Origin of the sequence: Dactylosporangium sp. CA-092794 (assembly GCF_050948465.1) — a bacterium.
In the GTDB taxonomy this organism is placed as follows: Bacteria; Actinomycetota; Actinomycetes; order Mycobacteriales; family Micromonosporaceae; genus Dactylosporangium.
In genome coordinates this window covers 4,961,866-4,975,298 of the sequence record NZ_CP192044.1, presented here as the reverse complement: position 1 = coordinate 4,975,298, position 13,433 = coordinate 4,961,866, and the positions used below count along the sequence as shown (strand labels likewise).

The following is a 13,433-nucleotide window of genomic DNA, read 5'->3' as shown; positions in this document are numbered from 1 at the left end:
CGCCGCGGCCGCACCGCGGGTTTGCCATGATCCCGGAGACTTTCGGTACGCGGGTGTACACGATCACTCCGTGATCATGAAAAACCGTTGGTGCCGGCGGCGAGCGCGGCATGATCGCGGAGACTTCTGGTCGCTGCGCCGCGCTCCACGGCGTGCGGACCGGCCGCGCAGGACCGTGATCGCGGATCGCGCGGGGCTCAGCGGTGTTCGGCGGCGGGTCAGCCGGCGCGGAGGGTGGTTTCGAAGCCGATTCGGTCCCCGCGGTAGAGCGAGCGGACCCGTTCGATCGGAACCCCGTGCTGATCGGTCGAGAGCCGCTGGATCAGCAGCATCGGCGCGGACGGGTTGGTGCCGAGCAGCATCGCGTCGCGGGGTGTGGCCAGGGCGGTCTCGATGCGCTCGCGGGCCTCGGTGTAGACCAGACCGTATCGGGTGCCGAGGTGGCGGTACAGCGACGTCGTCGGGTCGAAGCCGTCGAGCAGGTCCGGGAAGCGGGAGGTCGGCAGGTACGTGCTCTCCAGGCCCAGCGGCTCGTCGTCGGCCAGCAGGACCCGTTCGAGGTGCAGCACGTGCGTCGCGGGGTCGATGGACAGGTCGGCGGCCAGGTCGGGTCCGGGCGGCAGGGTCTCGACGGTGACCACGCGCCGGCCGGGGCGCCGGCCCGCGTCCCGGACCGCCTCGGTGTAGCTGACCAGGCCCAGCGGCTGGATGAGCTTCGGCGCGGCGACGAACGTGCCCCGGCCGCGGAACGCCTTGAGCCGGCCCTCGACGGTCAGCTCCTGGATCGCCTGCCGCAGCGTCGAGCGGGCCACGCCGAAGGTGGCGGCCAGGTCCCGCTCGGCGGGTAGCAGGGCGCCCTCGCCGAGCTCGGACAGCAGGTTGAGCAGCTGCGCCTTCACCGCGTAGTACTTCGGGATCCGCCCGTGCGGGGGCACCCCGCCGTCGACAGCGCTGGTCATCCAGCGTTTCTACCCCACCGGCCCGGCAAAGGTCCGGCGACCGGGCTCACCGGTCCTGCAAAGGTCTGCCGTCCAGGGGCGGCGTGAGACCGAAGTGGCGCAGCGCGGTCGCGGCGACGTCGACCTGGGCGGTGCCGATCGGGCGGGAAGCGGCGGCGATGCCGGGGCCGCTCGCGACGATCCAGGTGCCCCGCTCGTCCGGATCGCAGCCGCCGTGCCCGCCGGACGGGACGCGGTGGCCGTGGTCCGTCGTGACGATCACGAGCCACGATTCGGTACGCCGGGCAGACCGTTGTTCGATCGCCGTCACCAACCGGCCGAGCTGCCGGTCCTGCTCCTCGATGGCCGCGCGGTACTCGGCGCCGGTGCCGGTCAGGTGCGCGACCGCGTCGGTGTTGCCCAGGTAGACGAAGGACGCGTCGTAGTCGTCGTCGCGCAGCCGCTGCTCCGCGTCGGCGGTGAGCTTCTCGTCCTGCGTGGCGTAGCCGTCCGCCTCGCCGTCGAGGGTGAGGCGGGTGTGGATGTCCGGGCCGAAGGTGCCCTGTTCGTGCAGCGCGGCCCAGTCGACGGCGCAGTAGGTGTGCCGCCGGGGATCCGCGCGCTGCAGGCGGGTCAGGAAGTCCGGGTACGCACCGTATTGCTGCCCGGCGAAACCGTTGTCGCGCACCCCGTGCTTCGCCGGCCACACGCCCGTGGCGACGGTCGACCAGCCGGGGCCGCTGCAGGTCTCGGCGACGTCCGGCGGGCACGGCACCAGGCTCTGCCCGAAGGCGCCGGCGGCGGCCAGCGCGTCCAGGTGCGGCGTTCCGGCGGCCTCGACCTGGGGCCAGTTGACCCCGTCCATGCCCACCACAAGGAGCCGGCGAACCGTTGCGATCACGCGGTCATCGAACCGGTCCGGGATGAACGGCGGATATCCGGCAGCCAAAGGTCTGCCCGGCCGGTACCGTAGCCGACCGTGAACGACCTCGTGCACGGCACCGTGGCCCCCGGGTTCGAGCCCGTCGCGGAGACCTTTGCCGGTCTGCTCGCCTCCGGCGCGGAGACCGGCGCCTCCGTCGCCGCGTACGCGGGCGGCAACCTGGTCGTGGACCTCTGGGGCGGCTGGGCCGACGCGGCCCGGACCGAACCGTGGCGCGCCGACACGCTCGCGACCGTGTTCTCGGCCGGCAAACCGGTCGCGGCGCTGGCGCTGCTGACCCGGGTGGCGCAGGGCCGAATCGGTCTGGACGACCCGGTCGCCCGCTTCCACCCGGCGTTCGCCCACCCGGGCGGAACGGTCCGCCACGCCCTGGCGCACCGGCTCGGCCTGCCGACCATCGCCGAGCCGCTGACGCCGGCCGAGGCCCTGGATCGGCGGCGCTGCACCGACGCCATCTTCGCCGGCCCGCTGGAGTGGGAGCCGGGCACGGCGGTGGGCGAGCACGCCCTGACGTACGGCAACATCCTGGGCGCCATCCTGCGCGGCGCGACGGGCGAGACCATCGGTGCGGTGGTCCGCGGCCTCGGCCATGACGTCCACATCGGACTGTCCACCGCGGACCTGGCCCGCTGCGCCGAGGTCGAGCACGGCGCGCCGGACTGGCCGGATCGGTCCGTGCACGGACACGGCGAGCTGTGGGCGCGGGCCCTGGGCAACCCCGCGGGCCTGCTGGACACCGCGGTCCTCAACGGCGCGGCCTGGCGCACCGGCGAGCTGGCCGCGGTGAACGCGCACGCCACCGCCCGCGGGCTGGCCGGGCTCTACCAGGCGCTCCCCCGGCTGCTGCCGGCCGGCCTGCTCGCCGAGGCCCTGGCACCGCAGGCGGTGGGCTTCGACCGCCTGCTGGAGGAGGACGCCACCTGGACCCTCGGCTGGCGCCGCGACGAGGACTGGATCGGCATGGGCGGCATCGGCGGCTCCTCGGCCGGCGGCCACCTGACCGACCCGGACGGCTACCGCATGGCCTACGTGACCCGCCACCTGGCCGGCCACGACCGCAGCAACGCCCTCTACGACGCGCTCGAGGCCTGCCTCTAGCCGGAAACCACGTCAATCGGCGGGGCGGAAGGTGCTGGGCTCGTCGTCGCCGGGCGGCTGGGGGTCGAAGCCGGCGATCGTGTCGCGCAGCTGGCACAGGTTGGCCCGCTCGAAGTACAGGGACCGCAGCAGGTAGTCCGAGACCGCCGTGGAGTAGGCGCGGTCCGGGTGCGGGATCAGGCCCATGTCGGTCGCGCGGCGGCGGCCCCGCTGCATCTGGCGGACGTCGTCGTCGACCTGCCGCAGGCGGGCGTCGATGATGGCGAGCACGTCCGGCAGCGGTATCTCGCGGCCCAGGAAGACGCGCAGCAGCACGGGATTCTTGACCACGACCGGCTCGGCGGCGCCGCCCTCGGCGACCCACTCCCGCAGCCGCCGCTCCCCCGCCTCGGTGGTCCGGAACACCTGCGCCCTCCGGACGCCGCCGATCGGCACCTCCCGGTCCTCGACCAGGCCGAGCGCGAGCAGCCGCTGCAGCTCCCGGCGGATGTGGCTGACCGCCGGCGAGCCGTAGAAGTGCCGGAAGCCGTACCCCGCGCGCTGCTTGATCTCGCCGGCGGTCAGCATCTCACGGTTGATCGACAGGACGCCCAGCACCGCATACGCGGTGAACGACAGCTCATCACTCACCGGCCAGAGCGTAGCCGATGCGACTAATAGTCCGGTACCACGGGATGAATTGCGGCCTTTCATACGCTTCTTGGCGCCGTCGGATGTGCCTAGTAGTCTCACCGCCGTGGACAGACTTCGGCAGGTGCAGGTCGGTGCGCTGCGGGTGAGCTTCGTGCCCGACGGTGCGGTCAAGATGGTCCCGCGGTTCCTCTTCCCCGGCACGTCCGAGACCGACTGGGCGGACAACGCCCGTTTCCTCGACGACGCGGGCCGGCTGACCATCAGCAGCGGCGCCCTGCTCGTGGAGCACGGCGACCGGGCCGTGCTCATCGACGCGGGCTACGGCCCGTATCCGGAGCCGGTCTCCCGGATGGAGTACGGCATCGCCGAGATGTACGGCGGCGCGCTGCTGGACAACCTCCGCCGGCTCGGCCGGGAACCGCGCGACATCGAGGCCATCGCGATCACCCACCTGCACATCGAGCACGTCGGCTGGGCCGCGCACCCCGCGTTCGCCCACGCGCCCTGCCTACTGTCGGACACCGAATGGTCCGGGCGCGCGGCGACGCCCGGGGTGTCCGAGCAGGTCCTGACCGCCATCGGGCAACGGTTCCGGCCGGTGAGCGCCGCGGAGCCGATCCTGCCCGGCGTGACCGCGCTGGCCCTGCCCGGTCACACCCCGGGCCAGACCGGATACCTGCTGACGTCCGGCGACGCGCGGCTCCTCGCGTTCGCCGACGTCATGCACTCCGCGGTGCAGGTGTCCCACCCGGACTGGCCGCTCCTGGGCGAGTCGTCGCCCGAGGAGTCGGCCGCCGTCCGGCGCCAGGTGCTGCGGCGCCTCGCCGACGAGCGGGCGATCGGCTTCGGCATCCACTTCGCCGACGTCACCTTCGGTACCGTGCGGCAAACCGGCGACGCCTTCTCCTGGGAGCCGCTGCCCTGACCGTCCACGGGTGCGGTTCGGTTGCGAGGCTGCTCGCCCAGCTGTCCTACCGGCGGAGCCTGAGTGCCCCGCTGGCCACGGCGACCATCACCAACCCGGTCGCGGCGGCCGCGCTCGGCGTGCTGGTCCTCGGCGAGCAGGTCACCTCCGGGACGGCGACCATCGCCCTCGGCGTCCTCGCGGCCGGGACCGCCGCGGCCGGCGTCGTCCTGCTCACCCGCACCGGCGCCGCGACGATCGCCCACTCCTGATTCGCCCGGCGGTCAGCTCCGCCGCGGCGACTGCAGCGCAACGGCATCCGCGGTTCACCCGAGGCCGAGCGGCCCCGGCTACAGGCCGCCGGCGACGCGGAGGGTGGTGCCGGTGGTGTACGAGGCGGCGGGGCTGAGCAGCCAGGCGATGGCCTCGGCGATCTCGCCGGGCATGCCGAGGCGGCCGACCGGGATGCGGCCGACGACGTTGGCGGCCCGGTCCGGGTCGCCGGACTGGGCGTGGATCTCGGTGTCGACGAAGCCGGGTGCGACGCCGTTGACCCGGATGCCGTCGGCCGCGAGTTCCTTGGCCAGGCCCAGGGTGAGCGCGTCGACGGCGGCCTTGCTCGCCGCGTAGTGGATGTAGTTGCCGGGGCTGCCCAGGGTGGCGGCGGTCGACGAGACGTTGACGATGGCGCCGCCGGTGGTCATCACCCGGGCGGCCTGGCGGGCGCAGAGGAACGCGCCGACGACGTTGACCTCCATGACCTGGCGCAGGTCGGCGGTGCGCAGGCCGGCGAGGCGGGTGAGCGGCGCGGCGATGCCGGCGTTGTTGACCAGGCCGGTGACCGGGCCCAGGCGGTCGGCGGCGGTGTCGAACAGGGCGGCGACGTCGTCCTCGTCGGTGGTGTCGGCGCGGACCGCGATGGCCCGGCCGCCGCCCGCCGCGATGGCGTCGACGACGTCCTGGGCCGCCTCGGGCGCGGTGCGGTAGCCGACGGCGACGGCGTGGCCGTCTTGGGCCAGCCGGCGGCAGGTCGCGGCGCCGATGCCCCGGCTGCCGCCGGTGACCACGGTGACGTTGCCCATGCCCGCGGTGCCCTAACGGTCCGCGGGGGTGGTGGGCGGGGTGCCGGCGCCGAACGGGGTGCCGCCGAGCGCGGCCCGGTCGTGCGGGTCCTGCCAGTTGGCGAGGTCGGGGCCGAGCGGGACGATGCCGGACGGGTTGATGTCGCGGTGGACGACGTAGTAGTGGCGCTTGATGTGGTCGAAGTCGACGGTGTCGCCGAAGCCGGGGGTCTGGAACAGGTCGCGGGCGTAGGCCCACAGGACCGGCATCTCGGTGAGCTTGCGCAGGTTGCACTTGAAGTGGCCGTGGTAGACCGCGTCGAAGCGGACCAGGGTGGTGAACAGCCGCACGTCGGCCTCGGTGATGGAGCTGCCCACGAGGTACCGCTGCAGCGAAAGCCGCTGCGAGAGCCACTCCAGGCGGGCGAACAGCCGCTCGAACGCCTCGTCGTAGGCCGGCTGGCTGCCGGCGAAGCCGCACCGGTACACCCCGTTGTTGACGTCGCGGTAGACCAGCTCGTTGACCTCGTCGATCTCGGCGCGCAGCGGCTCCGGGTAGAGGTCCGGTGCGCCCTCGCGATGGTAGGCGGTCCACTGCGTGGACAGGTCCAGCGTGAGCGGGGCGTAGTCGTTGGTGACGACCTCGCCGGTGGGGACGTCGACGATGGCGGGGACGGTGATGCCGCGCTCGTAGCCGGGAAAGCGCTTGAAATACGCCTCCTGCAGCCGCTCGATGCCGAGCGCCGGGTCGCGGCCGCCCGGGTCGAGGTCGAACGTCCAGCTGCGCTGGTCGTGCGTGGGCCCGCACACGCCCATCGACAGCACGTCCTCCAGGCCGAGCAGCCGGCGGACGATGATCGCGCGGCTCGCCCAGGGGCAGGCCCGGCTCACCACCAGGCGGTAGCGGCCGGGCTCGACCGGATAGCCGTCCCGGCCGTCCGCGGTGACGCGGGTGCCGATGTAGCGGGAGTCGCGCCGGAACTCGCCCTCTGCCCGGTATGCGTTCACCGTCCCATTAGATCAGCTGGGGGTACAGCGCGGACGGGTCGGCGGCGAGGCCCTGCTTGACGTTGCGGCTGACGTCGTCGGCGAGCACCTCGAAGGTGCCGGCCTCGACGCCGTCCAGGCCCTGCCGGGCGACCTCGGCGGCGGCGACCTTCGGGCCGGTGACCGCGGCGGCCATGTCGGTGTCGATGTAGCCGACGTGCAGCCCGGTCACCCCGATGCCCTGCGGGGCGAGGGCGAGCCGGAACGCGTTCGTGGCCTGCCACAGGGCCGCCTTGTTGGCGCTGTACGAGGTGCCGAAACTGATCCAGGACAGCACCGAGTGCACGTTGAGGAAGTGCCCGCCGCCGTTGGCCGCGAGCACGGGCGCGAACGCGCGGGTGACCAGCACGGGCCCGTAGAAGTTGGTCTCGAACTCCCGGCGGACCTCGGCCAGGTCGCCGGTGAGCAGGTTGACGCCGAGCGAGAGGCCGGCGTTGTTGATCACCAGGGTCGCGTCCGGCGCCTCGGCGGCGGCCCGCAGCACCGCATCGGGATCGGTGATGTCGAGGGCGAGCGGCGTGGCGCCGGGCGTGGTCACGGTGCGCGGGTCGCGGGCGGCGGCGTAGACCTTGCGCGCGCCCCGGGCGAGGGCCTCCTCCACGAACGCCTTGCCGAGACCGCGGTTGCCGCCGGTGACGAGGACGACGGCGTCGTTGAGCTTCATGGGGTACCTCCACGAGAGTCGGAAACCGATCGGTTTCCAACACCATAAACCGATCGGTTTCCGATTGTCGAGCCGCGCGCTAACCTCGCGGTGTGACGTCGAACGCCCCGCCCCGCGAGCGCCTGCTGCGCGCCGCCGCCGAGCTCTTCTACGCCGAGGGCACCGCCGCGGTCGGCGTCGAGCGGCTGTGCCGGACCGCGGGGGTGTCGAAGAAGTCGATGTACCAGCTGTTCGCGACCAAGGACGAGGTCATCGCCGAGAGCCTGCGGGTGCACGGCCCGGCCGCCGTGGCGGGCTACTTCCCGGCCGCGGACGCCGACGTCTCGCCGCGCGAGCGCATCCTGCACGTCTTCGCCCGCCTCGAGGAGCAGTCCGGCTCGCCGTCGTTCCACGGCTGCCCGTTCGCCAACACGGCCATCGAGCTGCACGACCCCGGCCACGAGGCGGCGGCGGTGGCGCTGGAGTTCAAGAACCAGATGGAGGGGTACTTCCGCAGGCAGGCCGAGCGGCTCGGGGTGAGCGACCCCGGCTTCCTGGCCGCCCAGCTCCTGCTGCTGTTCGACGGCAGCTCGGTGCGGGCCGCCATCCGCGCCGAGCCGCTGGGCGGCCTCGCCCTGCGCGCGGCCACCCACCTGCTGGACACGGCCTCGTGAACCGGCTCCAGTCCCCTCCTTCAGGACCCGCCTTCTGGCCGGCTTTCAGGACCCGGCGAAGTTGGTGCCGTGGTAGAAGAAGCGGCCCAGGCCGATGGTGAAGATGAGCAGGCCGTAGGCGGCGTGCTCGACGCAGACCACGAGCAGTGAGCGGGTCCGCTGGTAGCGGCGGGCGAACAGCCAGCCGCCGACCAGGGTGAGCAGCACCGCGATCGGGTTGCCGAACAGCAGGTGGGCCAGGCCGAAGGAGATCGCGCTGGCCCCGGCGGCGACCCGGTCGTCGCGCAACAGCGGGGCGTAGCGGTGCAGCAGGAACGCGCGGAACAGCAGCTCCTGCGGGTAGACCGAGAACACCGGGTAGGCCACCACGATCAGCGCCCACAGGATCGGGTTGTGCCGCGGCAGGTCGAAGAGGTGGCCGCGGTCGAACACCGCCACCGCCGCGGTGAGCAGCACCGCGGCGACGAGCCACAGCCGCAGGATCGGCCACAGCGCGGGGCGCAGCGCCGCCGCCCGCCACAGGCTGGCGCGGTCGAAGTCCTTGGCCCGGCGGATGTAGAACGCCACGACCACCGTCAGCAGCAGCAGGACCGGGATCGGGCCGCCCGGGATGTGCACGAAGGCGAACAGCGCGGGAAGCGCGACGAACACGACGATGAACTCGGCGACCATCCGGGGGACCATGTCATCCGCAGATGACGATCTCCCCATAATCTCGTGGACGATGCGCATCGCGAGCTACAACGTCGAGAACCTGTTCAACCGGGCCAAGGCGCTCGACCAGCGGACCTGGGCGGCCGGGCGACCGGTGCTGGAGGCGTTCGCGCGGGCCGGGGAGCTGCTCGAGGAGCCCGTGTACACCGACGAGGTGAAACGGGAGATCCTGCGGGAGCTCGACCGGCTCGGGCTGCGCAACGGGGACCTGGCCAAGTTCGCCCGGCTGCGGCAGAACCGCGGGCGGCTGCTGCGCCGCTCCCGCGACGGGCGGGTCGAGGTGATCGCCGGCGGGCGCGCGGACTGGATCGGGTGGGTCGAGCTCACCACGGACCGCTGCGACGAGCAGGCGCTGCTCAACACCGCCCGGGTCATCATGGACGTGCGCGCCGACGTGCTCGGCGTGATCGAGGCGGAGAGCCGGCACGCGCTCAAGCGGTTCACCGAGGGCGGGCTGCGCGGGCTGTACCACCACATCATGGTCATGGACGGCAACGACGAGCGCGGCATCGACGTCGGGGTCATGTCCACGCCCGCGTTCCCGCTTTCCGGGCAGCGCACCCACGTCGACGACGAGGACGAGCGCGGGCGGGTGTTCAGCCGCGACTGCCCGGAGTACCACTTCGACATCGGCCGGGACGAACGGCTGGTCGTGCTCGTCAACCACCTCAAGAGCAAGGGCTACGGCGGCAAGGTCGCCTCCGACGCGACCCGGCGGCGGCAGGCGGCGCGGGTGGCCGAGATCTACCGGGCGCAGCGCTCGCCCTACGTGGTGGTGCTCGGCGACCTCAACGACACGCCGGAGAGCGAGCCGCTCGCGCCACTGCTGCGCGGCACCGACCTGCGCGACATCTCGGCGCACCCCGGCTTCACCGACGGCGGGCGGCCGGGCACCTACGGCTCCTGCACGGCCCGCAACAAGCTCGACTACCTGCTGCTCTCCCCGGCGCTGTTCGCGGCCGCGACCGGCGGCGGCATCCAGCGCAAGGGCGTGTGGGGCGGGCGCAACGGCGTGCTGTGGCCGATCTACGACACGATGACCCGGGCGGTGCACGCCGGGTCGGACCACGCGGCTATCTACGCGGACGTCGATCTGAACAAACTGTGATCACACATTTGGTGAAATCTACGCTCATAGTAGCGGTGACATTGCCGCGCGTGAAAACCTGGTATCCAGAAGATCACGCCAGCTGGGGGTCAGCGCAGGGCAAGCACCGGTGCCGCGGTCCGCGCGGTGGCATCGGAGGCGCGGGGTGGGAGACCACCGGCGTGCCTGTGCCCGATGCGCGTGTTGGCAACAGACAACCAGGGGCGGAGGGGAGATGACGGCGACAGCGGCTGCGACCAGCCTTGCCTCCGGCGAGCCTCCGATCAACTTCGCCGCACACCAGCTGCGGGCCGGCAACCTGGCCGGCGCCCGGGACGACTTCGAGCAGATGCTGGCCATGCTGCTCGCGGCGGTCTACCCCGGCGCCCGGGCGATCACCGCCAACCCCGGCGACTGGGGCATCGACATCCTGCTCGGCGAGCTCTCCGGCCTCGTCGTGATCTGGCAGTCGAAGTACTTCTTCCCGGTCGTCACCCGCTCGCACCAGGGCCAGATCCGCGAGTCGTTCGACTCCGCGGTCGCCGCCGCGCAGCGCAACGGCTACCGGCTCGCGCAGTGGGTGCTGTGTGTGCCGTCGAGCATGGACGCGCCCACCGCCCAGTGGTGGGACAACTGGCGGGCCCGCCGGCAGCGCGAGACCGGCGTGCAGATCGAGCTCTGGCACGAGAACGTGCTGCGCAACCTGCTGATCAAGCCCGACTGCGCGGACGTGCGCCGGCACTTCTACGACCCCTACGCCGCGCCGCGCCCGGTGCCGGTCCAGACACCGCGGGTACCGCTGCATGATCTTGCTCCGGCGGAGGACGACGCTCTCGACCAGGCGCTCTTCGTGCGCCAGCTGCGCGAGGCCGGTCACGTGGAGGTCGGGGCGGCCAAGCGCGAGTACTTCAACGCCGACCTGCTGGCCCGCGAAATTCTCGACAAGCGGATCCCGGCGGAACTGGACGCGCTGGAGGACGCTGATGGGGTGGTGCACGGCATCTGGGAAGCCGACTTCAACCGGCACGCCGCGAAGTTCCCCGACGACGGGCTGCTGCCGGGGCTGCACGCCTCGGTGATGCGCGAGATCCGCGAGAGCAGCGCATTCCCCGACGCCCTGCGCGCCGGGCCGGTGCACAAGTGCGGGCTCATGCACCGGGTGGTCGAGCAGCGCCGGGCCGGCTGGGTCACGCACTGGCGGGAGCTGGTATGACCCCCGACGAGGTGAGCGCCTTCCGCCGCGCCCGAATCCTGCTGGTCCTGGCCGTGGCGGAGGAGGGCGTCGACGCCGAGCGGCTCGGGATCTACGAGTTCCTGGCCGGTCACCCGCTGCTGCTGGCCCGGGCCGAGGACGACCCGGACCGCACCGCGCTGCGGCTGGCCGGCTTCGACGAGCGCACCGTCGCCTACGACAGCCCGGCCCAGCGGTTCGTCACCGCCCAGCTGCACCTGAGCCGGGACCTAACCGCCCTGGTCACCCAGGGGCTGGTGCGGGTCAGCGCCGCCGGGCGGGTGACCTACCGGCTCACCGACGAGGGAGTTGACATCGCCAGTCGATTCACCGCGATGTATGCTCAGACATACATCACAGCGGTACGCATCGTCATCCGGCGACTCCGGCGCCTCAGTGGTCGTAAACTTCGTGAGGGCCTACGGCAGTGGCTTCTCCCGGTATACAGCGGGCAACTGAAGGGTTCGCTATGATCGGCCTAAGAACCCACGGCATCCGGATACGGCGCCTGCGCCTGCAGGGTGACGACCGCGCATACGACGTCGACTTCCGCGCCCCCGACGACTCGCCCAGGCCGCTGTCGGTGCTCGCCGGCGCGTTCAGCACCGGCAAGACCACGATCCTCGAGTTCCTCGACTACTGCCTGGGCGCGAGCGACCATCCGCGGCACCCGGAGATCATGCCGAAGGTCAAGGCCGCGACGCTGGAGGTCGAGCTGTCCGGCTCGCCCTATCTCATCGAGCGGGCCGTCGGCGAGCCGTCCATGTTCGCCTACGTGCGCGCCGGGCGCCTCGACGAGCCGGGCGCGACCCCGCCGGTGCGCCGGCCGCTGCGCCCCGCCGGGCAGCCCGAGAGCCTCTCCAGCCTGCTGCTGTCGCACTGCAAGCTGCAGGGTGTGCGGCTGTCGCTGGACACCGACGACCCGCTGAGCTTCCGCGACCTCATGTGGCTGTGCTTCCTGCCCAACGAGCGGCTCGACGGCAAGGACCTGCTCTTCGAGAGCGTGCCGATGAAGCACCTCAAGCTGCGCCAGGTCGTCGACGTCGTCTTCGACGTGCACGACGACCACACCGTGGAGATCGGCCGGCGCATCCGCACCGTCGAGGCCGAGCTGGCCGCGGCCCGCACCGCCTACCGCGCCGCCGAGCAACTCGTCGACGAGCAGCACATCGGCGCCCGCCCCGACCTCGAGTCGCTGCACCAGTCCGCCAAGGACGAGCTCGCCGCCTGTGCCCAGTCCCTCGCCGACCTCGACACCCGCGGCCGGGCGAGCACCGGCTTCGCCGCCGACCTGCGCGAGCGGCACCGCGAGGCGGCCCGGGCGGCCCAGGCCGCCTACAGCGAGCTGCGCGACCGCGAGACCCAGCTGCAGCGGATGATCCCGCTGCGCGGCAGCTACGCCGAGGACGTCAGCAAGTGGACGATGCTCGCCGAGGCCGACCGGCTCTTCGAGACCGGCGCCACCGCCTGCGCCTCCTGCCTGACCCCGCTGACGGCCGCCGACGAGCGCTGCCCGGCCTGCCGCTTCCCGGTCACCCGCATCGACGTCTCGGCGGAGCTGCGCTCGGCCAAGACCCGGCTGGCCGAGCTCAACCGCTACCTCGAGGAGCTCGATCGGGAGATCCCCCAGCTGCGCGCCGACGCCTCGCGCGCGCAGGAGGCCGAGGCCCGGGCCGCCGCCGAGGTCGACGCGGTCACCGCGGACGCCGTCACCCCGTTCCTGGCCGAGCGCGACGCGATCGCCCGCCGCCGGGAGGAGGCCGCGGCGACCATGCAGCGCGCCGCCGGCGGCCTGCGCCTGGTGCAGAGCCTGGAGCGGCGCGCCACCGGCATCGTGCAGATGATGGACCAGATCGCCACCGACCGGGAGGAGCTCGCCGCGGCCGGGGCGCCCGCCCGCCGGGCCGACCGGTCCGCCGTCGTGCGCCGGGTCAGCGAGCGCTACCGGCAGGTGCTGTCCGAGTTCCGGTATCCGAAGCTCGCCGACGCCTACCTGGCCGAGGACCTCACCCCCTACGTGCGCGGCGAGCCCTACACCGCCGCCTCCTCCGGCGGGCGCACCCTCATCGCCCTGGCCTGGCAGCTGGCGATGTTCGAGACCGCGTGGGAGAGCCGCTCGTCACACCCCGGGTTCTTACTGCTGGACAGCCCGCAGAAGAACCTCGGCGCCCTGGGCGACCTCGCCGACAGCCAGACGATCGAGCGCATCTACCGCCACATCGAGGACTGGCTGGCCGGCCGGGGCGTCGGCGCGCAGATCATCGTCGCTGACAACGCCCCGCCACCAACCGCCGCCGACGACGTGATCGTGCGCTACTCACGCCGCGCCGACCAGCCGCCCTACGGCCTCATCGACGACGACTTCTAGCATCCGCGGTCGCCCGTCCGCACGCTTGGCGTCGGTGGCCCCCGGCGGGGCACCAGCGATCATCGGCGTCGCCCCGACCGGCGCGGCGAGGG

15 protein-coding genes are annotated in these 13,433 nt (G+C 72.7%); 8 read left to right on the top strand and 7 right to left on the bottom strand.

Annotated elements, in window-relative coordinates:
- Positions 1–218: 218 nt before the first annotated feature.
- Positions 219–959: a GntR family transcriptional regulator gene (locus ACQPXD_RS21465; RefSeq protein WP_432841170.1), complete on the bottom strand. Its 741-nt coding sequence runs from the start codon at positions 957–959 to the stop codon at positions 219–221.
- A 46-nt stretch (positions 960–1,005) separates the two neighbouring features.
- Complete coding sequence (locus ACQPXD_RS21460; protein WP_432841168.1) at positions 1,006–1,839, bottom strand: alkaline phosphatase family protein; 834 nt, start codon at positions 1,837–1,839, stop codon at positions 1,006–1,008.
- Positions 1,840–1,917: 78 nt separating this feature from the next.
- On the opposite strand from ACQPXD_RS21460, the gene ACQPXD_RS21455 reads away from it, so the two are divergent.
- On the top strand, positions 1,918–2,979 hold the full coding sequence (locus ACQPXD_RS21455; RefSeq protein WP_432841166.1) for a serine hydrolase domain-containing protein: 1,062 nt from the start codon (positions 1,918–1,920) through the stop codon (positions 2,977–2,979).
- Positions 2,980–2,991: 12 nt separating this feature from the next.
- On the opposite strand, the gene ACQPXD_RS21450 is transcribed toward ACQPXD_RS21455, so the two are convergent.
- Entirely contained in the window at positions 2,992–3,609 is a 618-nt protein-coding gene (locus ACQPXD_RS21450; protein WP_432841164.1) for a PadR family transcriptional regulator, read from the bottom strand.
- A gap of 106 nt (positions 3,610–3,715) precedes the next feature.
- Between ACQPXD_RS21450 and ACQPXD_RS21445 the strand changes: the two genes are divergently transcribed.
- Positions 3,716–4,537, top strand: coding sequence for an MBL fold metallo-hydrolase (locus ACQPXD_RS21445; protein ID WP_432841162.1), 822 nt, complete (start codon positions 3,716–3,718; stop codon positions 4,535–4,537).
- A 119-nt stretch (positions 4,538–4,656) separates the two neighbouring features.
- Positions 4,657–4,788, top strand: coding sequence for a hypothetical protein (locus ACQPXD_RS21440; RefSeq protein ID WP_432841160.1), 132 nt, complete (start codon positions 4,657–4,659; stop codon positions 4,786–4,788).
- 78 nt (positions 4,789–4,866) lie between these two features.
- On the opposite strand, the gene ACQPXD_RS21435 is transcribed toward ACQPXD_RS21440, so the two are convergent.
- Genes ACQPXD_RS21435 through ACQPXD_RS21425 form a run of 3 tightly spaced genes read right to left on the bottom strand, consistent with a single transcriptional unit; the run spans position 4,867 to position 7,288 of the window.
- Positions 4,867–5,598 (bottom strand): SDR family oxidoreductase, encoded by a 732-nt coding sequence (locus ACQPXD_RS21435; RefSeq protein ID WP_432841158.1) that lies wholly within the window; start codon positions 5,596–5,598, stop codon positions 4,867–4,869.
- 12 nt (positions 5,599–5,610) lie between these two features.
- Complete coding sequence (locus tag ACQPXD_RS21430) at positions 5,611–6,585, bottom strand: glutathione S-transferase family protein (RefSeq protein ID WP_432841156.1); 975 nt, start codon at positions 6,583–6,585, stop codon at positions 5,611–5,613.
- A gap of 7 nt (positions 6,586–6,592) precedes the next feature.
- Complete coding sequence (locus tag ACQPXD_RS21425; RefSeq protein ID WP_432841154.1) at positions 6,593–7,288, bottom strand: SDR family oxidoreductase; 696 nt, start codon at positions 7,286–7,288, stop codon at positions 6,593–6,595.
- A 92-nt stretch (positions 7,289–7,380) separates the two neighbouring features.
- On the opposite strand from ACQPXD_RS21425, the gene ACQPXD_RS21420 reads away from it, so the two are divergent.
- Complete coding sequence (locus ACQPXD_RS21420; RefSeq protein ID WP_432841152.1) at positions 7,381–7,941, top strand: TetR/AcrR family transcriptional regulator; 561 nt, start codon at positions 7,381–7,383, stop codon at positions 7,939–7,941.
- A gap of 45 nt (positions 7,942–7,986) precedes the next feature.
- On the opposite strand, the gene ACQPXD_RS21415 is transcribed toward ACQPXD_RS21420, so the two are convergent.
- Entirely contained in the window at positions 7,987–8,613 is a 627-nt protein-coding gene (locus ACQPXD_RS21415; RefSeq protein WP_432841150.1) for a CPBP family intramembrane glutamic endopeptidase, read from the bottom strand.
- Positions 8,614–8,665: 52 nt separating this feature from the next.
- On the opposite strand from ACQPXD_RS21415, the gene ACQPXD_RS21410 reads away from it, so the two are divergent.
- The 4 genes from ACQPXD_RS21410 to ACQPXD_RS21395 all read left to right on the top strand — a co-directional run bounded on the left by ACQPXD_RS21410 (position 8,666) and on the right by ACQPXD_RS21395 (position 13,341).
- Entirely contained in the window at positions 8,666–9,763 is a 1,098-nt protein-coding gene (locus ACQPXD_RS21410; RefSeq protein WP_432841148.1) for an endonuclease/exonuclease/phosphatase family protein, read from the top strand.
- 214 nt (positions 9,764–9,977) lie between these two features.
- Positions 9,978–10,955, top strand: a complete 978-nt coding sequence (locus ACQPXD_RS21405; RefSeq protein WP_432841146.1) for a hypothetical protein — start codon at positions 9,978–9,980, stop codon at positions 10,953–10,955.
- Positions 10,952–11,446 (top strand): hypothetical protein, encoded by a 495-nt coding sequence (locus tag ACQPXD_RS21400; RefSeq protein WP_432841144.1) that lies wholly within the window; start codon positions 10,952–10,954, stop codon positions 11,444–11,446. Before ACQPXD_RS21405 ends, ACQPXD_RS21400 begins: the two co-directional genes overlap by 4 nt.
- Positions 11,443–13,341: a DNA recombination protein RecN gene (locus ACQPXD_RS21395; protein WP_432841142.1), complete on the top strand. Its 1,899-nt coding sequence runs from the start codon at positions 11,443–11,445 to the stop codon at positions 13,339–13,341. The genes ACQPXD_RS21400 and ACQPXD_RS21395 overlap by 4 nt, the downstream gene beginning before the upstream one ends.
- Positions 13,342–13,433 lie beyond the last annotated feature (92 nt).